General features: G+C 72.3%; 20 protein-coding genes and 1 pseudogene. 12 read left to right on the top strand and 9 right to left on the bottom strand.

The window, feature by feature from the left end; all coding sequences use genetic code 11:
- Positions 1-422: 422 nt before the first annotated feature.
- Positions 423-722, bottom strand: a complete 300-nt coding sequence (locus UWG_RS0108755; protein WP_029391280.1) for a helix-turn-helix transcriptional regulator — start codon at positions 720-722, stop codon at positions 423-425.
- Positions 723-789: 67 nt separating this feature from the next.
- On the opposite strand from UWG_RS0108755, the gene map reads away from it, so the two are divergent.
- Entirely contained in the window at positions 790-1569 is a 780-nt protein-coding gene (gene map / locus UWG_RS0108760) for a type I methionyl aminopeptidase (RefSeq protein ID WP_016906826.1), read from the top strand.
- Between the two features lie 104 nt (positions 1570-1673).
- Entirely contained in the window at positions 1674-2021 is a 348-nt protein-coding gene (locus tag UWG_RS0108765; protein WP_016906827.1) for a VOC family protein, read from the top strand.
- Between the two features lie 384 nt (positions 2022-2405).
- Here the strand turns inward: UWG_RS0108765 and UWG_RS0108770 are convergent, their stop codons facing one another.
- Together UWG_RS0108770 and UWG_RS0108775 are read right to left on the bottom strand one after the other, a co-directional pair.
- Positions 2406-3110: a TetR/AcrR family transcriptional regulator gene (locus UWG_RS0108770; protein WP_029391281.1), complete on the bottom strand. Its 705-nt coding sequence runs from the start codon at positions 3108-3110 to the stop codon at positions 2406-2408.
- 141 nt (positions 3111-3251) lie between these two features.
- Complete coding sequence (locus tag UWG_RS0108775; RefSeq protein ID WP_016906829.1) at positions 3252-5291, bottom strand: hypothetical protein; 2040 nt, start codon at positions 5289-5291, stop codon at positions 3252-3254.
- Positions 5292-5504: 213 nt separating this feature from the next.
- Here UWG_RS0108775 and UWG_RS0108780 point away from each other — a divergent pair, with 213 nt between their 5' ends.
- From UWG_RS0108780 to UWG_RS0108790, 3 genes are all read left to right on the top strand, one after another.
- Complete coding sequence (locus UWG_RS0108780) at positions 5505-6392, top strand: Gfo/Idh/MocA family protein (RefSeq protein ID WP_016906830.1); 888 nt, start codon at positions 5505-5507, stop codon at positions 6390-6392.
- A gap of 49 nt (positions 6393-6441) precedes the next feature.
- A complete protein-coding gene (locus tag UWG_RS0108785) occupies positions 6442-7089 on the top strand; it encodes a LuxR C-terminal-related transcriptional regulator (protein ID WP_016906831.1) in 648 nt (215 codons plus the stop codon).
- 64 nt (positions 7090-7153) lie between these two features.
- A complete protein-coding gene (locus UWG_RS0108790) occupies positions 7154-10306 on the top strand; it encodes an alpha-N-acetylglucosaminidase (RefSeq protein WP_016906832.1) in 3153 nt (1050 codons plus the stop codon).
- A 350-nt stretch (positions 10307-10656) separates the two neighbouring features.
- Here the strand turns inward: UWG_RS0108790 and UWG_RS0108795 are convergent, their stop codons facing one another.
- On the bottom strand, positions 10657-12312 hold the full coding sequence (locus tag UWG_RS0108795) for an NsdA family TPR-like regulatory protein (protein WP_016906833.1): 1656 nt from the start codon (positions 12310-12312) through the stop codon (positions 10657-10659).
- Between the two features lie 532 nt (positions 12313-12844).
- Between UWG_RS0108795 and lipB the strand changes: the two genes are divergently transcribed.
- From lipB to UWG_RS0108815, 4 genes are all read left to right on the top strand, one after another.
- The gene (lipB, locus tag UWG_RS0108800; RefSeq protein WP_016906834.1) at positions 12845-13693 is read left to right on the top strand and encodes a lipoyl(octanoyl) transferase LipB; all 849 of its coding nucleotides are present in this window, start codon (positions 12845-12847) and stop codon (positions 13691-13693) included.
- Positions 13694-13790: 97 nt separating this feature from the next.
- Positions 13791-14732 carry a lipoyl synthase gene (gene lipA / locus UWG_RS0108805; protein WP_016906835.1) on the top strand — a complete coding sequence of 314 codons (942 nt, stop codon included), beginning with the start codon at positions 13791-13793 and terminating at the stop codon, positions 14730-14732.
- Positions 14733-14854: 122 nt separating this feature from the next.
- On the top strand, positions 14855-15040 hold the full coding sequence (locus tag UWG_RS0108810; RefSeq protein ID WP_193386433.1) for a hypothetical protein: 186 nt from the start codon (positions 14855-14857) through the stop codon (positions 15038-15040).
- Positions 15041-15102: 62 nt separating this feature from the next.
- Entirely contained in the window at positions 15103-15792 is a 690-nt protein-coding gene (locus tag UWG_RS0108815) for a DUF4191 domain-containing protein (RefSeq protein WP_029391284.1), read from the top strand.
- A gap of 149 nt (positions 15793-15941) precedes the next feature.
- Here the strand turns inward: UWG_RS0108815 and UWG_RS0108820 are convergent, their stop codons facing one another.
- The gene (locus UWG_RS0108820) at positions 15942-16412 is read right to left on the bottom strand and encodes an RDD family protein (protein ID WP_193386432.1); all 471 of its coding nucleotides are present in this window, start codon (positions 16410-16412) and stop codon (positions 15942-15944) included.
- A gap of 199 nt (positions 16413-16611) precedes the next feature.
- On the opposite strand from UWG_RS0108820, the gene glnA reads away from it, so the two are divergent.
- Complete coding sequence (gene glnA / locus UWG_RS0108825) at positions 16612-18027, top strand: type I glutamate--ammonia ligase (RefSeq protein ID WP_016906839.1); 1416 nt, start codon at positions 16612-16614, stop codon at positions 18025-18027.
- A gap of 348 nt (positions 18028-18375) precedes the next feature.
- Here glnA and arsM read toward each other — a convergent pair.
- Positions 18376-19193: pseudogene (gene arsM, locus UWG_RS32060) on the bottom strand (arsenite methyltransferase).
- Between the two features lie 108 nt (positions 19194-19301).
- On the opposite strand from arsM, the gene UWG_RS0108840 reads away from it, so the two are divergent.
- Complete coding sequence (locus UWG_RS0108840; protein ID WP_029391285.1) at positions 19302-19694, top strand: ArsR/SmtB family transcription factor; 393 nt, start codon at positions 19302-19304, stop codon at positions 19692-19694.
- 87 nt (positions 19695-19781) lie between these two features.
- Here UWG_RS0108840 and arsB read toward each other — a convergent pair whose 3' ends face one another.
- Entirely contained in the window at positions 19782-20894 is a 1113-nt protein-coding gene (gene arsB, locus UWG_RS0108845) for an ACR3 family arsenite efflux transporter (RefSeq protein WP_016906843.1), read from the bottom strand.
- Positions 20891-21226 carry an ArsR/SmtB family transcription factor gene (locus UWG_RS0108850; protein WP_029391286.1) on the bottom strand — a complete coding sequence of 112 codons (336 nt, stop codon included), beginning with the start codon at positions 21224-21226 and terminating at the stop codon, positions 20891-20893. Before UWG_RS0108850 ends, arsB begins: the two co-directional genes overlap by 4 nt.
- 128 nt (positions 21227-21354) lie before the next feature.
- Here UWG_RS0108850 and UWG_RS0108855 point away from each other — a divergent pair, with 128 nt between their 5' ends.
- A complete protein-coding gene (locus UWG_RS0108855) occupies positions 21355-21618 on the top strand; it encodes a hypothetical protein (protein WP_016906845.1) in 264 nt (87 codons plus the stop codon).
- A gap of 9 nt (positions 21619-21627) precedes the next feature.
- Here UWG_RS0108855 and UWG_RS0108860 read toward each other — a convergent pair whose 3' ends face one another.
- Positions 21628-21813 (bottom strand): hypothetical protein, encoded by a 186-nt coding sequence (locus tag UWG_RS0108860; protein ID WP_016906846.1) that lies wholly within the window; start codon positions 21811-21813, stop codon positions 21628-21630.
- Positions 21814-22278: the final 465 nt, after the last annotated feature.

Raw genomic sequence — 22278 nt, forward strand, 5'->3', positions numbered from 1 at the left:
GCCGTCGAGGCGGCGGCAGATCTCCGCGCACCCTCCGGTCTCGTGGCGGCCGCTCGCGCCGGTGGGGCGAGCGTGCGCAGGTGGAGGGTGGCTTGCGTCGGTGAGGTGGCCCCGTCGCCCGAGTGTTGTCGCTGACTTCGCGTGATTCGGCCGGTGGTGTTCGTGCGTCGGTGACGGGTGCGCGGTGATGCTTGCCGGTCGGCAAGAGTCGCTTGGCGGGTCCCGCTGGGGCACCGGAGTCGGACCTGGCCGCGACCGACTCCGAAGCGCAGAAGTGTCCCCAAAATACCGACGGCAAGGGCAGGTTGACCGCTCAGCGCGCCGCCGCCTCCCCGCTCAGCCTCAACGGCCGGGTGAACGTGAGGCGTGCGAGCGGCGCGACGCTCTTCGCGACCCCCGCCGACGAGCCCCCCGACCTGGACCTACGAGGCCAACTGCCCACGTGCGCGGCGACTTGATCCCCGCCCGAGCGCGGTTTCCGGCCGGTTGATCTCGGCCCACACCGCGTCGAGGGAGAGGCCGAGGACGTCGGCGATCGACGCGATGGTGGGGAAGGCGGGGGTGGCCACGCGGCCCGACTCGATCTTCCGGTAGGTCTCCGGCGAGACGCCTGCCTCCAGCGCGGTGTCGAGCATCGAGCGTTCTCCCCTCGCTCTACGTAGGAGGGCGCCGAGGCGCTGTCCGCGCTCGACCTCTTCGGGAGTGAGCGGCAACCTGACCATGGCGCCGATTCTAGTACCGGTAAAGTAAGGCCGGTATAGTTATTGGTCGCATGAAAAAGGTCGCCGCATGATCGAGATCCTGAACCCCACCCTGCTGGCCAGAGCACGGGAGACCGGTGCTCTGGTGGGGCGCATCCTGCACACGTTGAGGGGGCGCAGCGCGGTCGGCACGAGCCTGCTCGACATCGACCGGTGGACCAAGTCCATGATCGACGAGGCGGGCGCGCAGTCCTGCTACGTCGACTACGCACCCTCCTTCGGCCGCGGCGCGTTCGGCCACTACATCTGCACGGCCGTCAACGACGCCGTCCTCCACGGCCTGCCGCGCGACTACACGCTCGCCGACGGCGACCTGCTCACCCTCGACCTCGCCGTCTCCAAGGACGGAGTCGCCGCGGACGCCGCCATCAGCTTCCTCGTGGGCGACGAAAAGCCCCCGGAGAGCGTCGAGATGATCAGTGCGACCGAACGCGCGCTCGCCGCAGGCATCGCGGCCGCCGGGCCCGGAGCGCGCATCGGCGACCTCTCCCACGCCATCGGCACGGTCCTCAGCGAGGCGGGCTACCCGATCAACACCCAGTTCGGCGGCCACGGCATCGGCTCGACGATGCACCAGGACCCGCACGTCCCCAACACCGGCCGTCCGGGCCGTGGTTACAAGCTGCGCCCCGGGCTGCTGCTGGCACTGGAGCCGTGGGTGATGGCGGACACCGCCGAACTCGTCACCGACGCCGACGGATGGACGCTCCGCAGCGCGACGGGCTGCCGAACAGCACACACCGAGCACACGATCGCCATCACGGACGACGGAGCCGAGATCCTCACCTTGCCCGGACGGGCGCAGTAACGGGTCGGGAAATGTGCGCCGTGCGGCCGTCGATGCGGAAAGTGCGTGCGGCGACTGCTGCGCCGTAGTACCTCTGGAGGTTCTGTTCTCGCGTGGAGGTGTCGATGACCGTGCGCCGTGCCGTTCCCAATGTCCGGTCGGAAGCCGTGCAGGAGAGCCGGGAGTTCTACGGCCTGCTCGGATTCGAGGAGGTCATGAACCACGGGTGGATCATGACGCTCGCCTCTCCTTCCCAACCGGCGGCCCAGGTCGGCATCATGACCGACGACAAGACCGCGCCGGTCGTCCCCGACATGAGCGTCGAGGTGGACGACGTGGACGCGGCCTACGCGGCCGTGCGCGCCGGCGGCGCGGAGATCGTGCACCCGTTGCAGGACGAGGAGTGGGGCGTGCGCCGGTTCTTCGTGCACGACCCCGATGGACGGGTGGTCAACGTGTTGAGCCATCGCTGACGCGCGCTCCGGGCGAAGCGGGTGGCTGCGGGCTGACCGGTGCTCCCGCCGTCGGACACCGCCGGGACGGTGCGCTCACCGCGGTCGCCGGTGCCGGGGTCGTCCAGGACGGCCCGTACGGCGGGGAGTTGCCGCGTTTTCGGGTCGGCTCGGCAGCCTCGTCCGACGCAGCGGCGCAACCCTTCCCGCACCCGTTGCCAGGCGGCCGACGCGGCAACAGCTCCGGGCGGATCAGGGGCCGTTAGACTGCCGGGGCCCCGCCGGCGCGTGCTGGTGCACCGGGGACGGGCCGCAGGTCGGCGACAGGCCGGCCGTGCGCCTCGGACGCACCGCGCCGCCCGCAGCCTGACGGAGCGCCCCAACCGGCCCCCGGCAACCCCCGGTTCACCCTTCCTGCTCCGGCACCGCCAGTTCCCCGAGGCGGACGAACAGGTCGCCGATCGGTCCGTCGGGTGATTCGTGCTCGGCGATGCGGCGGACGTGCAGGCGGGTCTCCTCGTCCGAGACGGCGGCGACGGCGGCGAGCGCGACGAAGTCGTGGACGAGCTGCAACTCCAGCTCGGCGCGGGGGATTTCGCGGCCGTCGAGCCAGCTCAGCGCCGTCGTCTCGGCGAGGCCGACCCACGACCTGATCACCAGGGCCAGGCGCGGCCCCGGACCCTCGATGCCGAGGTGGTGGAGGACCTGCTCGTACGCGGTACTGCGCACCTCGTCGATGACCGCGTTGGCGTGCGGCGAGCCGGCCGCCGAACCGCCGCGCAGCAGTGCGGAGAAGCCGGGGCCGTGCTCCTCGACGAAGTCGAAGTAGCGGCCCATCACCCGCAACAGGCGGGCGCCGAGGGGGCCTTCGGCCGGCTCGGAGAAGCGGGCCGTGAGCTCGTCCGCCGCTCTTCTGACCGCCTCCTCGTAGAGGCTGTGCTTGCCGGGGAAGTAGTGGTAGACGAGCGGGCGCGAGATCCCCGCCGCCGTCGCGATGTCGTCGATCGACACCTTCTCTGGGGAGCGGTGGCTGAAGAGCTCCAGCGCCACCTCGATCAGTTGCTGCCTGCGCTCCTCGACACCCATCCGGCGCCGCACCCCGGTTGTCATGGGCCAACCCTAACCAGCGTCGGCCGCCGCCGGTCAGGGGCAGTCGCGTCTGCCCCTCCTGTGAGGGGGCTTCCGGCGCGGGCCCGGGCGCCGTGGGCGCGCGCTCGATTCCGTTGCGAACATGCCGACTTGGGGCGCTCGTCAGGAGCCGAGCGCGCGCAGCTCGTCGCCGTCGGCGAGGCGTGCGGTCAACTTCACCCGGGAGCTCGGCTCGGCGTGAAGCTCCGCCGTGCGCCCCGCGACCGTGGCGCGCACACCCCCGCGCGCGTCGATGCCGGTGACGCCCGCGCTCCCCGCCGCGAGGACGTAGGACTCGCCGGCCGGCGACTTCCACAGCACACCGCCGACGACCTGCCGCTCCCGCGGTCCGCACGCGGGCGAATCCGACGCGCGCGCCGTCACCGCGGCGTCCCCCGGACCGTCCTCGTCCGGCCGGCGCGGCGGCCGGAACTGCACCATCGCCTGCGTGCCCCGGCCCCGCCAGGTCTCCGCGCGGGTGCAGAGCCAGGTCCCGGTGCCGGCGCCGTCCGGAAGCTGCTGGTACGCGAACGCCCAGGTGTTGACGGACCGCACGCCGCCGCCCACGAGGCCCTGGAGCCGGCAGACGCTCTGCGCCAGCGCGCGCCGCCCCGGGCTCCCGGGGCTCGCGGAGCGCGCGGCGTCCGCCGTCGCGGCGGGGGTGCCGTCGGGCCTCGGCGGCGGGCCCGACGTCAGGTGTACCGGGGTGAGTTCGCCGAGGTCCGTGAGGAAAACGGGGGCACCGTCCTTCTCGTGCAGGACGAGGCCGGTCCACCTTCGGCAGTCGCCCTCGTCCCGGCTCTTCGCGCCCGCCGTCGGCGAGGTGAGCGTGCGGGTGACGCCCTCGTCGAGTCCGAGGGGGCGCTCTTCGGCCGTCGGGGAGCGCAGGTCGACCGTGGCGGCCGAGGAGATCCAAGGGGCCGTCAGGTAGCGGACGTTGCTGTCGCTGCGGCCCAGCACCAGCGCGGCGGAAGAGGCGGCGTCTGCGCCGTCCGTGCGGACGAGGTCGAGGGCGGCGGGACCGCCGTCGGCGCCGGCCGGCTCCGCGTACCGCGCGACGCGGAGGCCGTCGTAGAGGAGGACGACGGAGGCGCCGTCGACCTCGCCGGCGTAGAGGAGCTTGGGTGCGCCGGCCGGTGGCGCGGCCGAGGTCCCCCGCACGGTGGCGACGCGGACCTCGGAACCGGGACGCGCCCACACGGCGAGGGCGCGGCGCAGCAGCGCCTCGTCCCGCACCCGCTCGCCCCGCGCCGGCCACACGGAGAGGTCGCGGCGGCTCGACTCCTCCCAGGCGTCGGGCGCCGAGACCGTCAACGCGGCCGGGTCGAGGGCCCGTTCGGACGCGGGGTTGCGGGAGTACGGCGGGGCCGCGGCCCCTTCGGGGCCCCAGCCGTCCCCGGGGAGGCCGAGCAGCGCGCCGCAGGCGGCGAGCGCCGCGAGCGCGGCGAGGCCGGCGCGCGTGTGCTGCCGGCGCCGGACGAGGTCCGTCGGCCGCGCCTGGAGTGTGCACGCGTCGAACTCGGGCGCGAGGAGCAGGTGCCGGTCCCGGCTGCCGGCGGGTTCGGGCACGCCTTCGGCCTCGCGCTGCGCACGCGCCGGCTCCTCGACACCCGCGGCGCGCAGGGTGCGTTCGACGTCGCCGGCGGAGAGCCCCTCCAGGCGGGAGAGCGCGTAGGCGGCGCGTGCCTGCCGGGAGAGTTCGCCGAGCGCCTGGTCCAGCGCGAGTTCGTCGGTGCCGCCGGGGCGGGTCAGCAGGCGCAGCCCCCAGACGCGGGGGAGGGGCGGCAGCGCGGCGGGGAGCAGGCGGCGCAGCCGCCCGAGGCGGCGGCGCTCGTCCGCGAGGACGGTGGTGAGCACCCGGAGGCGGAGCGCGGCGTACGCCGGGTCGGGCGCCGCGCCGGCGTCGGGGGCGTCGCGCTGCGCGGGCAGCGGTGCCGCGTCGGCCGGGAGCCTGCCCTTGGGAAGCGCCCGCTGCACCGCCGAGTGGGCGGCGAGCACCCGGCGCTGGCGGCCGAGCGCCGGCGACGACTGCACGTAGGCGAACCGCACCAGCCGCGGGTAGTACTCCCGCAGGACCGATTCGGCTTCCTCGGTGTCGAGCGGCGCCGAGGACGGGGTCCAGGGGGCGGGCGAGTTGGCGGACTGTACTTCCGGAAGGGCCACACACGGCTGAACGAGCGAACCCGCCCGGGGTCACCCGCGGCCTGGAGGGCACGGGCGACGCGGCCCGCCCGGCGGGCGGTCGAGGCCCTGCCCGCCCGCGCCTGGGCAGCGCGCGGGGGGAGCGGATACGCTTCCGTCCATGCGCCAACTCCACGCCACAGCAGGGGCGTTCACGCCGAGTACATCCGGGGCAGCCGCCGCCGGAGGTGCCGTGTGACGGACCGCATACGCTTCGGCCTCCTCGGGACCGGGGCATGGGCGGCCCGCACCCACGGTCCCGCGCTCGCCGCCCACCCGGACGTCGACCTCGTCGGCGTATGGGGACGGCGCGCGGACGCCGCCGAGGAGCTCGCCACCGCACTCGACGCCCGCGCGTACGCCACCCCCGACGCGCTCTTCGCGGACTGCGACGCCGTAGCCGCCGCCCTGCCGCCCGACGTCCAGGCGCCGTTGGCGGCGCGCGCCGCCGCGGCCGGCTGCCATCTGCTCCTGGACAAGCCGGTGGCCACGACGCCCGAGGGCGCCGCGGCGGTGACCGAGGCGCTCCGCGGTTCGGGCGCGGCCTCCGTCGTCTTCTTCACGCTCCGGTTCGGCGCCTCCGCCGCGTGGATCGACCAACAGGCCGCGCGCCAGGGCTGGATGGCCGGACGTGCCGACTGGCTCTCCGACCTCTTCGGCGGCGTCGGCGTCCCGTACGACACCTCACCGTGGCGGTACGAGAAGGGCGCCCTCTGGGATCTGGGGCCGCACGCGCTCTCGGTGCTGGTTCCGGTGCTCGGTGCGGTCGAGGAGGTCCGCGCGGTGGCGGGCCCGGGGGACGCGGTGCAGCTCTCGACGGTGCACGCGAGCGGCGCCGTCGGCTCCTCGCTCCTCAGCCACTCGCTGCCGCCCGGCGACCACGGGGCGCAGGTCGAACTCCACGGTGCGGCCGGGCACGTCGCGCTCCCCGAGTCGCAGGACGGCGCGGGGGAGGCGTACCTCCGCGCCGTCGACGCCCTGTTGACGGCGGCGGGCGGCGGTCCGCGCCACCCGTGCGACGCGTTCTTCGCCGAGGACGTCACGCGCGTCCTCGCGCGCGCCGAGGCGGAACTCGCCCGCTGAGCCGCAGCGGCGCGGTGCCCCCGCGCCGCCCGTCCCCGGAGCCTTCGCCATGCGCGTAGTGATCGCCGAAGACCTCTTCCTTCTCCGCGACGGCCTCGTGCGCATGCTGGACGCCTTCGACTTCGAGATCGCGGCCGCCGTCGGCACCGGGCCCGAACTCGACCGCGTGTTCGCCGAGTTGGAGCCGGACGTCGCCGTCGTCGACGTCCGGCTGCCGCCCTCCTTCAGCGACGAGGGGCTCCAGTGCGCGCTCCGGGCCCGCCGCCGGCGCCCCGGGCTGCCGGTGCTGGTGCTCTCGCAGCACGTCGAGCAGTTGTACGCGCGCGAGCTGTTGGCGGACGGCGCCGGCGGGGTCGGGTACCTCCTCAAGGACCGCGTCTTCGACGCCGACCAGTTCGTCGACGCCGTCCGCCGCGTCGCTGCCGGCGGGACGGCGATGGACCCGCAGGTGATCCAGCAGCTCCTCTCCCGCCGCGCGGCCGACGAGCCGATGGGGAACCTGACGTCGCGCGAGCGCGAGGTGTTGGAGCTGATGGCGCAGGGCCGGTCGAACACGGCCATCGCTGCGCAGCTCTTCGTCACCGAACGCGCCGTCGCCAAGCACACGTCGAACATCTTCGGGAAGCTCGATCTGGCGCCCTCGGACGACGACAACAGACGCGTACTCGCCGTGCTCGCATACCTCGACCGAGGCTAAACCCTCCGATACCGTCTCGCTCACGACAGAACGGACATATAAGTCTCGACGAGTGGGGCGTACGGTGAGCGGAATCAGCAGACGCAGGCTTCTCGGCACGGCAGGCGCCCTCGGCGCCGGCACGGCGACGGCGTACGGACCCCCCGCGGCGGCCGCGGCACGCGGCCCGGCCGGAGGAGGCGGCAGCGGCGGGGAAGCCGACCCCTCCCGCGCGGCCCCGGACCCCGCCGGCGCCGCCCTCGCACGGCTACTCCCCGACCACGCCGAGCAGTTCACCCTCACCCTGCTCGACGCGGGGGCCGACGACCGCTTCCGCGTCACGGGCAGCCGGGGCGACATCCGCGTCGCCGGCACCACCCCCGCGGCGATGCTCACCGGCGTCCACTGGTACCTCAAGTACACCTGCCACGCCCACATCTCCTGGGCCGGAACGCGGCTCGACCTCCCCGCGACCCTCCCCGCGCCGAGCAGTACGTACGAGCAACGCGCGACCGTACCCCACAGGTTCGTCCTCAACGACACCCACGACGGCTACGCCGGCGCCTACGCGGACTGGCCGCAGTGGGAGCGTTTCCTCGACGTCCTCGCGCTCCACGGCTGCAACGAGGTCCTCGTCACCGTCGGAGCCGACGGCGTCTACCACCGGTTCCTCCAGGACTTCGGCTACTCCGACGCCGAGGCGCGCGCGTGGATCCCCGCACCCAGCCACCAGCCGTGGTGGCTCCTCCAGAACCTCTCCGCGTACGGCGGCCCCCTCACCCCCCACCAACTGCGCCGCCGCACCGAGTTGGGCCGGCGCATCACCTCACGCCTGCGCGAACTCGGCATGCACCCCGTCCTCCCCGGCTACTTCGGCTCCGTCCCCGCCGACTTCGCCGAACGCAACCAGGGCGCCCGCACCGTCCCGCAAGGCGACTGGCACGGCCTGGAGCGCCCCGCCTGGCTCGACCCACGCACCCCCCACTTCCGCACCGCGGCCGCCGCCTACTACCGCCACCAGCGCGAACTCCTCGGCGAAGCGGACCACTTCAAGATGGACCTGCTCCACGAGGGCGGGGACCCGGGCGACGTCCCCGTCGCCGAGGCCGCGCACGGCGTCGAGCAGGCGATGCGGAAGGCGAAGCCGGACGCCGTCTGGGTGATCCTCGGCTGGCAGAGCAACCCGCGCCCCGAGATCCTCCAGGGCATCTCCCGCAAGAACCAGGTGCTCATCGTCGACGGCCTCTCCGACCTGGAGGCGACGAGCGACCGGGAGAGCGACTGGAACGGCACCCCGTACGCCTTCGGCACCATCCCCAACTTCGGCGGCCGCACCACCCTCGGCGCCAAGTGCCACATGTGGACCGACCGTTTCGCCGAGTGGCGCGACAAGAAGGGCAGCACACTCGCCGGCACCGCCTACATGCCCGAGGCCGCCGACCGCGATCCCGCCGCCTTCGAGCTCTTCAGCGAACTCGCCTGGCGCCGCGAGGCGATCGACCGCACCGACTGGTTCCGCGAGTACGCCCGCGTCCGCTACGGCGCCGACGCGGCCCGCGCCGCGCAGGGCTCCGGCGAGAAGGCCCTCGCCGCCCTCCGCGACACCGCCTACCACCTGGAGACCACCGACGGCCGCCCGCACGACAGCATCTTCTCCGCCCGCCCCGACCTCAAGGCCCGCTCCGGCTCCCACTACGCCACCAAGTCCCCCGGCTACGACCTGCCCGCCTTCGACGCCGCCCTCGACGCGCTCCTCGGCCTCCCCGAGCGCGTCCGCACCACCGACACCTACCGCTACGACCTCACCGACCTCGCACGGCAGGCGCTCGCCAACCGCTCCTGGACGCTGATCGCCCAACTCGACGCCGCCTACGCCCGCAAGGACACCACCGCCTTCCGCGAGTTGAGCACCCTGTGGCTCCGCCTCCTCCAACTCGCCGACGAGACCGCGGGCGCCCACCGCGGCTTCCTCCTCGGCCCCTGGATCGCCGACGCGACCCGCGCCGCGGGCACCGCGGCGGAGCGCACCGCCCTCGCGCGCACGGCCCGCGCCCTCGTCACCACCTGGGACGGCCGCGACACCGCCGACCAGGGCCGCCTCGCCAACTACAGCAACCGCGACTGGCACGGCCTCCTCGCCGACGTCCACCTCCCGGAGTGGCGGGACTACCTCGACGAGCTCGCCGACGCACTCGCCGAAAAGCGCTCACCGAAGACCTTCGACTGGTACGCACGCGAGGAGAAGTGGGTGAACGACGCGCCCGCCTACCCCGAACGCCCCGTCGGCGACGCGCACGCCCTCGCCACCAAGGTCCGCGACACCCTCGCCAAGGCCCCCTACCAGGGCAGCGTCCGCGCCACCTCGGACCCGCGCGCCCTGAAGCCGGGCGCCACCGGCGAGTTGACCGCCGTCTTCCGCAACGAGAACGGCCTGGAGCCCACGGGCCGCGTCGACTTCACCCTCACCGGACTCGACGACGCGGACCCCCGCGGCCCGCTCACCTTCCCCGAGGTGGCCCCCGCAGGCCGCGCCGAGGTCACCTGGCGCCTGACGGCCCCGAAGAAACTCGACCGTCCGCTGCAACCGCTGCGTTACGGGCTGCGCGTCCGGTACGGGTCGCGCGGCGCGAAGCGCGTCGAAGCGCGCTCCGAGGGCGAGGTCTACGTGGCGGGCCCGCTCGACGACGGGCTGCGCACCGTCAGCACCAACGACGCCGTCTTCGGGCAGGCGGGCGCGCGCCTCGCCGTCGACGGCGGCGGGCGGGACCTGTGGAAGGCCACCGCCGAGTTCGGCGCCGTCTACCGCAGCGGGGCGCTCCGCGACGGCGGCTCGGTGCAGGTCCGCGTCGACGCGCAGGAGAACACGAGCGAGTGGGCCCGCGCCGGCCTCGTCGTCCGCAACGACCTCGCCTCCGCCACGTCCCCCGGCTTCGCCAACCTCGCGCTCACCCCCGGACACGGCGTCGTCCTCTCCCACGACGCCGACGGCGACGGCGAGTTGGACACCTACCGCGCCGTCCCCGGAGTCCACGCCCCGGTGCTGCTCCGGATCACCCGCAAGGCAGGCGACTGGACCGGCGCCTTCTCCCGCGACAACGGCCGGACCTGGCGCACCGTCGCGACCGTGCGCCTCCCCGCAGCCGGCTCCGCCCAGGACGCCGGCCTCTTCATGACAGCGACCGACGGCGGCTTGGGGCGGCGCGGCCTCGTGGAGTTCCGTGATCTGCGTGCCGGTTGACGGTGCGGTGCGGCCTGGTCCGCCGTCCGCAACGGCTGCTCCCGGGACGGGAGTTGCCGTTGGCGCCGGTGGAGGGGGAGCCGGGCCGTCGCTCAGGACGTCGGCCGGGGAGGGCAGTGGGCGTCGCGGCCTCGTCGACTTCCGTGACGTGAGCGTCGGTTGAGGCGCCGGGCGGGCGGCATCGAACCACTGCTGCCCGCCCGCCCCGGAACGACGGAGGCGCCCCGCCCGGCCGGAAGAGGCCACCGCCCGTACCGGCCGCGGGAGATCCCGCACCGGCCGCGCACGCGCGCGGCCGGTGCGACGGCAACGGGCGGGCGGCCACCGGAGCGGGGGGACGCAGGCCGCGCTCAGCCCATCGCCGCGACCTTCTCGCGGTACCCCTTCACAGGCGCCGCGTCCCGATACGGTTCGAGGCGCCGCTCGAAGTCGCGTACGTACTCGTGCGCCCGGACCGAACGCATCTCGGCCGCCTGCCCCGCGGCCTCGGCGGCGAGAGCGCACGCCTGGTCGACCTCGCCGAGGCCGAGGCGGGCGGTGGCGAGCACGATCCGGCAGAAGAGCCGGCTGCGCGCGAAGCCGGTGCCGCGGAGCTGGAGCGAGCGCTCCGCGTGCTGGGCGGCGGGGCGGAACTGCTGGAGGTCGCGGTGCGAGTGCGCGAACTCGTCGGCGAGCTGCGCCTCGTCGAAGGAGCGCGCCCACTGCGGCGCCTCCTCGCCGGGGCGCGACGCCTCCATCGCCCGCTCCGCGCGCGCCAGCGAGGCCGTGCACGCGCGCACCTCGCCGAGGACCGCGTGCCCCCGCGCCTCCGCCGAGTGCAGCAGCGCCTGCACCACGGGCGAGGCCGAGGTGCCCACGCCCTGCTGCGCGACGCGTGCCAACTGCACCGCCTCCCGGCCGTGTCCGAGGTAGACGGCCTGCCGGCTCATGGTCACGAGCACGAAGCTGCCGTACGCGCGGTCCCCCGCGGCCTGCGTGAGCCGCAGCGCCTGCACGAAGTACCGCTGTGCCAGGCCGTGCGCCGCGATGTCGTACGACGTCCACCCCGCGAGCCTCGTCAGGTCGGCGGCGGCCGCGAAGAGCCGGCGGCCGACCTGCTCGCCGTAGACGCCGCGGAGCATCGGCTCGGCCTCGTGTTCCAGGTACCGCACGAGGGCCTGCCGGGCGTGGCCGCCGCCGTACGCGTGGTCGAGCGCGCGGAAGAGTTCGCAGACGGCGCGGAGCGCGGCGACGTCGCCACCGGTGACCTTCTGCCCCGGACCGCGCTCGACACGGTCGAGCCGCGCCCCCGTCGCACCGGCGAGTTGGGCGCCGGAGGGGGAGCGCGGCAGCCCCGGCTGCGGAGCCGGGCGGGCCTGCGCGGGGACGCGGACGGGCTGCCCCGGGCGGCGGGGGTACCCCACGGGGCCGCGCCCGCCGGGGAGTTGACCGCTCCGCTGGTGCGCCGGGGGCGCGGCGGCCTGCTGTCCGGGCTGTCCGGCCTCGCCGCTCTTGCCGCCCTTGGCTCCGCTCTCGGGATCCGGGCCGCGTGCCACCCGCTCGTCCGCGCGGCCGATCAGCCAGTCCCGGCTCGGCACGACGAGGCCCGCGGGCGTGAAGGCGATCTTGCGCAGCTCCGCGTGGCTCCCCGAGTCCTTCCGCCACAGGCCGCTGACGATCTCCACCGCCTCGGCGGGGGTGGCGGCGAACTCCAGGCCCGCGTAGACGGGGGCGCACGCGTCCAACCCCAGGTCCTGGGCGGTGAGTCGACGGCCCAGGCGGCGGGTGAAGACCTCGGCGATGAGCGCGGGCGTCGTGCCGCGCGGCTGCTGGCCGCGGAGCCAGCGGGTGACGGACGTCTTGTCGTAGCGCAGGTCGAGGCCGTGCTCCAGGCCGAGTTGGTCGACCCTCCTGGCGAGTCCTGCGTTGGAGAACCCCGCCTCGGCGATGAGGGTGGCGAGTTGGCGGTTGGGGACGCGTTGTGCGGAGGACTGGGGTGCGGGGTCCTCAGGTCGTTCCAGGGTCATCGGAAACTCCTAGCGGGGTACCGCCGGCTTCGGTTGCGGGGATGGGGGCGTCCTCGGACCGGCGGCACACCCGGAGGTGCCGCCGCGCCGGCGGTGTCTGCCTGCGGAGTTGGTGTGGGCCTCAACCGAAGTCCTCCCGGACGGCACTCGGTGACGAGAAGTGGCGGGAAACGGCGGGTAGTCAGCGGAAGTTCGGTGTGCGGGCGGGCAGCAGCCAGGAGCTGCGGCGCACCGCGCCGAGCGTGGAGTGCGAACCGCGCGACCCCCTCCTCGTCTGCGGGGCGACCAGGCGGCGAAAGGCGCCCATGGTGCCCTCGCGGCTTACGGCAGACGCCCGAGGCGCCCTCATGGAACGGCGCGAATGTAACGGTCCGCGCACCGGGCATCTGCGGCTTCGTCCGGTATTCATCCGTACGTGTGAGGAAAGGCCGCCTGCCACGACGGAGAGCCGCGCCCGTAGAGTGGCAGCGGTCCGAGGAGCAGCCCCGCGGCCGCACGCCGGCGCTCGTAGGGCGATGAGGAGGAGGCCGTGATGGCGCAGTCCGTGGTCGGTACCGAGACGACCGGAGCAGCGGCGAAGCAGCAGGACCCGGCCGCCGGACTCGTCTTCCGCCGCGTCGGATTCGGCGCCGAGGCGGTCGAGTACCTCCGCGCCTGGGAGCTCCAGCGCGAGGTGCACACGGCCCGCGCCGCCGACGAGATCCCGGACACCTGCCTGCTCCTGGAGCACCCCCCGGTCTACACGGCCGGCCGCCGGACCACCGACGACGAACGCCCCCTCGACGGCACCCCCGTCATCGACATCGACCGCGGCGGAAAGATCACCTGGCACGGCCCGGGACAGCTCGTCGGCTACCCGATCCTGCGCCTCGGGCAGCCGATCGACGTGATCGCCTACGTGCGCCGGCTGGAGGAGGCGCTCATCAGCGCCTGCGCCGAGTTCGGTCTGGAGACGACGCGGGTCGAGGGCCGAAGCGGCGTCTGGGTCCTCGGTGACCCTGCGCCCCCTGTGCCGTCGGGGACGGGCGGCCTCTCCCTCGACCTCGGCGGGGGCCTCGCGTCCCCGCCGGCCGGCGTCGAGCAGCAGGAGTACGACGCGCGCCTGCGCGGCCCCGAGTACGCGCCTTCCAACGCCGGCCAGCGAGGCGAGGACCGCAAGCTCGCCGCGATCGGCGTCCGCATCTCCAAGGGCGTGACGATGCACGGCTTCTCGCTCAACTGCAACCCGGACAACACCTGGTTCGACCGCATCGTCCCCTGCGGGATCAGGGACGCGGGCGTCGCGTCGCTCGCGGAGGAGCTCGGCCGCGACGTCACGGTCGAGGAGGTGCTCCCGGTCGTCGAGCGGCACCTGGAGGCCGAGTTCGGCGCCCGCGCCTGAGGAGCGCCGCTCGTCGGAAGACCGGGGGTCTGCGCCAGGGAAGCGCAGGCGTAGTCTGATAACCGTCGAGGAATCGAAAGTACTGAGGGAGCCGGACGTGTCCGCTGTCGCACCCGATGGTCGAAAGCTGCTGCGCCTGGAGGTCCGCAACAGCGAGACTCCGATCGAGCGCAAGCCCGAGTGGATCAAGACCCGGGCGAAGATGGGACCCGAGTACAACGCACTCCAGAACCTGGTGAAGAGCGAGGGTCTGCACACGGTCTGCCAGGAGGCGGGCTGCCCCAACATCTTCGAGTGCTGGGAGGACCGCGAGGCGACCTTCCTCATCGGAGGCGAGCAGTGCACCAGGCGCTGCGACTTCTGCCAGATCGACACCGGCAGGCCGGCCGAGCTCGACCGCGACGAGCCCCGCCGCGTGGCCGAGTCGGTGCGCACCATGGAACTGCGCTACGCCACCATCACCGGCGTCGCCCGCGACGACCTGGAGGACGGCGGCGCCTGGCTCTACGCGGAGACGGTCCGCCAGATCCACGCCCTGATGCCGGACACCGGCGTCGAGTTGCTCATCCCCGACTTCAACGCCGTCCCCGAGCAGCTCGCCGAGGTCTTCTCCTCGCGACCCGAGGTGCTGGCGCACAACGTCGAGACGGTGCCGCGGATCTTCAAGCGCATCCGCCCCGGCTTCCGGTACGAGCGCTCCCTCGAAGTCCTCACCAGGGCACGCGAGGACGGCCTCGTCACCAAGTCGAACCTGATCCTCGGCATGGGCGAGACCCGCGAGGAGGTGAGCGAGGCGCTGCGCGATCTCCACGCGGCCGGCTGCGAGTTGATCACCATCACGCAGTACCTCAGGCCGTCGCCCCGGCACCACCCCGTCGAGCGCTGGGTGAAGCCGCAGGAGTTCGTCGAGCTCCAGCAGGAGGCGACCGAGATCGGCTACGCCGGCGTGATGTCGGGCCCGCTCGTCCGCTCCTCCTACCGGGCCGGCCGCCTCTACAAGCAGGCCGTCGAGGCCCGCGAGACCACCCGCGTCGCCTGAGCCGCGTCGCGGGGGAGCGCGTTCCGACGGTTTTGACCCGGCGGACATCCCCTGGTAACACCTGTGCGTGACAGTTGCCTTACGCACCGCTCACGTCCGACGGCGACTTGGAGGGGATCACCTTGCGGACCGGGTTGCGCGCACTGGAGAGCCTGGAGGCGCTGCTGCTCGCCAGCGGTCAGCAGCGCGCGAGGCGGAACGCCTGGACGGCTGTCCTCGAGGACCGCCGCCGGGCGCGCGGCAGGGACGAGGCGGAACGCGTGCTCCGCGCCGCCTCGGCGCCCCGCGCCGGCACCCCCGCCACCTGACGTCCGGCGCGTACACCGGCCCGAGGGAACGCGCGGCGCGCACTCCACGTAAACTTCCTCCCATGGCGAGGAAGGAAAAATCAGCGGAACCTGGGCGGCTCAAGCAGATCGCCCAGACATACACGATGACCCGGCGCACGGACCGGTGGATCGGCTGGATTCTGGCCGGCGTGGGGCTTGTCACCTTCGGTGTCCTCCTCGCGATCGGCTTCCTGGTCGGCCACCCCGTCTACCTCGGCATCCTCGGCTTCGTGCTGGCGCTGCTCGCGGCGGCGATCGTCTTCGGACGCCGCGCGGAGAAGGCCGCATTCGGGCAGATGGAAGGCCAGTTGGGCGCCGCGGCCGCCGTGCTCGACCGCATGGGCAAGGGGTGGCACATCGACCAGGCGGTGGCGATGAACCGCAGCCAGGACGTCGTGCACCGCGCCGTCGGCAAGGCCGGCATCGTCCTGATCGGTGAGGGCAACCCGAACCGCCTGCGCTCCCTGCTGGGTTCGGAGAAGAAGCGCATGACCCGCGTCGTCGGCGACGTCCCCGTCCACGACATCGTCGTCGGCAACGACGAGGGCCAGGTCCCGCTCCGCAAGCTCCGCACCAAGATGCTGAAGCTGCCGCGTACGCTCCAGGGCGGCCAGGTCACCGAGGTCAACGACCGCCTGCGCGCGCTCGGTGACCTGATGAGCAACATGCCGGTGCCGAAGGGCCCGATGCCCAAGGGCATGCGGATGCCGAAGGGCATGCGCGGCCGCTGAGCCTCCGCTCGGGGACGTGCGCCCCCGGCCTGCCGCGGCGGGCCGGGGGCGGTGTGTGCTGTGTAAGCGTCCGTATACGAAACGGCGCACGCGGCCCGTGCGGGTGAGCCGTCGGACGCCGCGGGGAGTTGACGCCCTGCGGGAGCGGCTCAGATACGGACCTGGACGGCGCCCGAGAGCCTGTCGTGGAGGCCGCGGTTGTCGCGGTCCCAGATCAGCGCGGGGATCGCGAGACCGAGCAGTACGGTGCGCACGAGCGTCCGCCACAGCGGCAGCCGTCCCAGTCCGTCGACGGAGACGACGCGCAGTCCGAGCAGTCGCTTCCCCATGGTGCAGCCGACCGTCCCGACCAGCACCACGCTCATCACGAGGAAGACCGGCAGCGCCCAGTCGTTGGTCGCGTGCACGTTGCGCCCGGCCAGCAGCCCGAACGAGATCACCAAGGCCAGCGCCCAGTCGACGAAGACCGCGGCGAACCGGCGGCCCATCGGCGCGAGGGAACCCGTGCCCGTCTTCGGCAGTCCGAGGCGCTCTCCGGGGTACCCGAAGTCCGTGCCCATCTCCTGCGCTGCGGCCCTCGGACCGGACAGCCAGGACCCGATTGCTTCCCTGTTCTCCACCCCTTCACGGTAGCGCGGCGGCCGATGCGCCCACGCGCGGGCGCCCGGAGAAGGCGCTCCGTCCGGTTAACATCAGCGAAACAAATGGGTCATGCTTGAGAAATGGCCTCTGCTTATGGTCGAGCAGCAACGCGCCACCGCACTGGCTCGTGCCCCGGAGCAATTCCCGTCCCCTCGCGGCGGGACTAGGAGGAGTTGGATGTTCCAGAACGCCGACGAGGCCAAAAAGTTCATCGCGGACAACGATGTGAAGTACATCGACGTCCGTTTCTGCGACCTGCCGGGCATCATGCAGCACTTCACGGTGCCGGCCGCGACGTTCGACCCCTCCGAGAACCTGATGTTCGACGGGTCCTCCATCCGCGGTTTCCAGGCGATCCACGAGTCGGACATGGCCCTCGTCCCGGACCTGAGGACGGCGCGCGTCGACCCGTTCCGGACAGAGAAGCACCTGAACATCAACTTCTTCATCCACGACCCGATCACCGGCGAGCAGTACAGCCGCGACCCGCGGAACGTGGCGAAGAAGGCCGAGGCGTACCTCGCTTCCTCCGGCATCGCCGACACCGCGTTCTTCGGCCCCGAGGCCGAGTTCTACGTCTTCGACGACGTCCGCTTCGAGACCAAGGCCAACGCCGGCTATTACCACATCGATTCGGAAGCCGGCGCCTGGAACACCGGCGCCATCGAGGACGGCGGCAACCGCGGTTACAAGGTGCGCTACAAGGGCGGCTACTTCCCGGCGCCCCCGGTCGACCACTTCGCCGACCTGCGCGCCGAGATCTCCACCGAACTCACCAACGCCGGCCTGGAGATCGAGCGCCAGCACCACGAGGTCGGCACCGCGGGCCAGGCCGAGATCAACTACAAGTTCAACACCCTGCTCGCCGCCGCCGACGACCTGATGCTCTTCAAGTACATCGTGAAGAACACCGTCTGGCGCAACGGCAAGACCGCGACCTTCATGCCCAAGCCGATCTTCGGCGACAACGGTTCCGGCATGCACGTCCACCAGTCCCTCTGGAGCGACGGCTCCCCGCTCTTCTACGACGAGCAGGGCTACGCGGGCCTCTCGGACACCGCCCGCTACTACATCGGCGGCATCCTCAAGCACGCCGCCTCGCTCCTCGCCTTCACCAACCCGACGGTGAACTCCTACCACCGCCTGGTCCCCGGCTTCGAGGCACCGGTCAACCTCGTCTACTCGCAGCGCAACCGCTCCGCCGCGATGCGCATCCCGATCACGGGCTCCAACCCGAAGGCGAAGCGCGTCGAGTTCCGCGCCCCCGACCCGTCCTCCAACCCGTACCTCGCCTTCGCGGCGCTGCTGATGGCGGGCCTCGACGGCGTCAAGAACAAGATCGAGCCCGCCGAGCCGATCGACAAGGACCTCTACGAACTCGCCCCCGAGGAGCACGCGGGCGTCCCCCAGGTCCCCACCTCCCTCCCCGCGGTCCTCGACGCCCTCGAAGCCGACAACGAATACCTCCAGGCGGGCGGCGTCTTCACCGCCGACCTCATCGAAACCTGGATCGACTACAAGCGCACCAACGAGATCGCCCCGATGCAACTGCGGCCGCATCCGCACGAGTTCGAGCTTTACTTCGACATTTAAGAGTCGGGGTCCGGTGACTTGGGGTGAGCCCTGGAGAGGGCTCGTGACCTGCGGGAACGCTTCTCGGTGGTTCTCGCGGATCACCCCGGTTTCCCAGGCCCTTGTGCACCGGGTGTGCACCGGGAGCCGAGCGCGCTGACGCCTCGTCAGAGGCAAAGAGGGCGACTGTCCCATCCAAGCGATGGGACAGCCGCCCTCATGCGTGCTTCTCGGTCTCCAAGTGATGGGCCGGGTCGGTGCGCTGCGGACTGCCGGCGCCGGGCACCGTCGATGGCCTTCTCCTTAGTGCTGGCAGCCGCAGCCGGATGCGGTCTTGGCCTCGGCGACGACTGTGTTCGAGGCGACGGCTTAGTCGGTGGAGGTGCAGCAGGCGGTGACGCCGCGGCAGTCGCCAGTGCTGGTGGCTGCGTCGTCGGCTTCTGCTGCGTTGGCGTGCTTGGCCGCGCGGACGATGGCGGAGTGCATGCCGTCCGCGACCGCGTGGGTCGGTGTGATCTCGATGCCGGTGAAGCCGGCGGCCTCCAGGCCCTGCCGGTATTCGGCGAAGGAGAGGGCACCGGCGATGCAGCCGACGTAATCGCCGCGTTCGGCCCGTTGGGCTGGGGTGAGGTCGTCGTCGGCGAGGACGTCGGAGATGCGCCGGGGGTGAGAACGCGGTGCATCTCGGCGAAGACGGCGGGCTTGTCGGTGGAGAGGTTGATGACGCAGTTGGAGATGACCACGTCGATAGTGTTCGCGGGCAGGGGGATGTCCTCGATGGTGCCCTTGAGGAACTCCACGTTGGTCGCGCCGGACTTCTTCTGGTTGGCCAGGGCGAGCGCGAGCATCTCCTCGGTCATGTCGAGGCCGTACGCCTTGCCGGTGGCACCGACCCGGCGGGCGGAGAGCAGGACGTCGATGCCGCCGCCGGAGCCGAGGTCCAGGACGCTTTCGCCCTCGTGCAGGTCGGCGACGGCGGTGGGGTTGCCGCAGCCTAGCGAGGCGGCGACGGCTTCGGCGGGCAACGTGTCGCGCTCGTCCTCGGCGTAGAGGGTCTGACCGAAGTTTTCGTCGATCTCTACGGGCTGCGGGCCGCAGCAGGCGGTGTCGCCGTCGGCGACCTGGGCCGCCGCTGCGGCGTAGCTGCGGCGGACGGTCTCGCGCAGCTCGGTGGACTGATCGCTCATGACGTTTCCTCCTCCCGGCTCCGGAACGGCACCCGGGGCCGGCTCTGCATTGATGGCTGTCGATGCAGGCAGCTTGCTCCTTGGATAGACGTTCGTCAACATAGAGGTATGTCTAAGTACGAGCCGGTGGCGACCGGCCAGGACACGAGCGGCTGCTGCACGCCCCTCGCCGCCCCGATGAACCCGGACGAGGCCGCGGAGCTGTCCCAGGTCTTCAAGGCGCTGGGCGACCCGGTGCGGCTGCGGTTGCTGTCGCTGATCGCCGCGCGGGAGGGCGGGGAGATCTGCGTGTGCGAGCTGACGCCCGCGTTCGACCTGACCCAGCCGACCGTCTCGCACCACCTCAAGCTGCTGAAGCAGGCCGGGCTGATCGCCTCCGAGCGGCGCGGGACGTGGGTGTACTACCGACTGCTGCCGGAAGCGACGGACCGCTTGGCCACCTTCCTTGCGCACCCCGGCACCAGTGCGGAGATCGAAGCAACCGACGGAACCGCTTCGTAGGCAGCATGATCCAGGACCCGTTGTACGAGACGCAGTGCGGCCGCCCCGCGAAGCGGGGCGGCCCGAATCACGTGGACGGTGCGGCGGCTAGTGGATGGCCTGCGGCGTGAACTTCCGTCGCCAGCCCAGCGATACGTACACCAGGGCCACCAGTACGGGGACCTCGATGAGCGGGCCGACGACGCCGGAGAGGGCCTGGCCGCTGGTGACACCGAAGGTGGCGATGGCGACGGCGATGGCGAGTTCGAAGTTGTTTCCTGCGGCGGTGAAGGCGAGGGTAGCGGTGCGGTCGTAGGGCAGTCCGATGCCCTTGCCCAGCAGGAAGGCGCCCGCCCACATGACGGTGAAGTACACCAGCAGCGGCAGCGCGATGCGGGCCACGTCCAGCGGCTGCGAGGTGATCGTCTTCCCCTGCAGGGCGAAGAGGACGACGATCGTGAACAGCAGCCCGTACAGGCCGAAGGGGCCGATGCGGGGTAGGAAGCGGTTCTCGTAGCGCTCGCGGCCCAGCTTCCTCTCCCCCAGGCGGCGGGTGAGGAACCCGGCCAGCAGCGGGACGCCGAGGAAGACGATCACGTTGAGGGCGATGTGCCACACCGGCACGTCCAAGCCCTGCCCGTCGCCGAGGCCGAGCCACTGCGGCAGCAGGTCCAGGTAGAACCAGCCCAGCAGGCCGAAGGCGATGACCTGGAAGACGGAGTTGAGGGCGACGAGGACGGCGGCGGCCTCGCGGTCGCCGCAGGCCAGGTCGTTCCAGATGATCACCATGGCGATGCAGCGGGCGAGGCCGACGATGATGAGCCCGGTGCGGTACTCGGGCAGGTCCGGCAGGAAGATCCACGCGAGCGTGAACATGACGGCGGGGCCGACCAGCCAGTTGATGACCAGCGAGGAGGCCATCAGCTTCTTGTCGCCGGTGACGGTGTCGAGCCGGTCGTAGCGGACCTTGGCCAGCACCGGGTACATCATGACCAGCAGGCCGAGCGCGATGGGCAGCGAGATGCCGCCGATCTCGACCTTGCTCAATGCCTCTCCCAGCCCCGGGACGGCGTGTCCGAGGCCGAGGCCGAGGGTCATGGCGAGCAGGATCCACAGCGCCAGGAAGCGGTCGAGGGCGGACAGCTTCGCGACGACCCCGGCCTCGGCGGGAGCTTCACCGGTGGCGGTCCCCGCCGGGGTGTCGGGTTCGGTGCGGGTCACGGGCAGGGCCTCTTCCGGTCGTTCTCGTACGTGGTGCGGGCAGCCTCGGCCAGCTCGGTGAACGAGCCGGCCAGCGCCGCGAGGACATCGGGCCGCAGCGTGTAGTAGGTGAACCGTCCGCACGGCGCGGTCTCCACCACCCCGGCCTCGCGCAGCACCCGCAGATGGTTGGACAGATTGGTCTGCCGCGCACCGGTCTCCTCCACAAGGTGCGTCGTGCACAGCGTCTCGCGCGCGAGCAGAGTCACGATCCGGAGCCGGAGCGGGTCCGCGAGCACCCGGAGCAGGTCTGCATCCGGCGGGGACACCTCAGTGCTGGCTGACGTCATCATGCGCTGATACTTTCACATCAGCGTTGACTGACACCAGCCCCTGGCTGGTACGAGCGCCTACCGGCCGCCCTCGAGGAAGAGGCCCGCACATTCGTCGGGGAACCGGCCGCGCAGCAACGGCCACGCTGATGGCGCTGAACAAGGTCGAGTCGGACGGCCACATCTCTAACATCGGCCCGTGCTGGTTCTTCCCCGCTGCCACCTCCGTCGTCTTCGATCTGGACGAGGAGATGGGCGGTGCCACCGCCGCATCACCGAATGACATGGCGTCTCAATCGGGGGCCCTGCCTGAGTGCCTCGGTTGCCCTCTGCCGGGCCGGAGGATGGAAGACGTTTCAGGCGGGGACGGCTTCTTCATCTCCGGCCGCCTGCGGCCCGCACTCGGCGGCTAACGCAACTCCTCAAGGGCGTTGGATGTAGCGCTCCGTGAGCCGGGTGGCGCCCCATCCGCCCGCCCCGGCGGCCCCGGCGGCGGCCGCCCAGGTGAGTGTGGGCGGCGCCTTCAGGGCGGACAGCACGAGCCCGACCACGCCGAACGCGGTCACTGCGCCAGCCATCCACAGGGCCATCCGGAGTCGATCCGCCATCCACGGTTCCTGTGTCACTGATCCACACCCTCCCCGTCATGGACGAGCGAAATCCGCAAAGGCCTCCAGGGTGCCCGTATGCCCTCGCATGTGGGGTCTGACCCTCCGCTGGGCTGCGCGCCAGCGCAAGCCCCTTGTGGCCGATGCCCGTGCCGCCCTGGCCCGTGCACAGGCGGTCGCCCCGCAGGGCATCACCGTCCTGCGTCACCGTGTGGAGCGGGAAGCGAAAAGACCACTCCTCCGCTGCCTCCTGCAAAGCCGCTCAGTGTGAGGTGTGCCGGGTGCCTGGGAGCGACGCATGACGGCAGGGGAAGCGGTAGGGTCCAGTTTCTGTCTTCGTCCGACTCATCCGTCTCAGTTCAGGTCGGCGGCCCTTTTTGTCCGGCTCGCCGTCCGGCTCAGGGAATGGCTGATGTCGAGTAATCGAAGGAACACAAGAGGAGCACCCGCGGCACAGGGGTGCTC

It is taken from the genome of Streptomyces xiaopingdaonensis (genome assembly GCF_000262345.1).
In the GTDB taxonomy this organism is placed as follows: domain Bacteria; phylum Actinomycetota; class Actinomycetes; order Streptomycetales; family Streptomycetaceae; genus Streptomyces; species Streptomyces xiaopingdaonensis.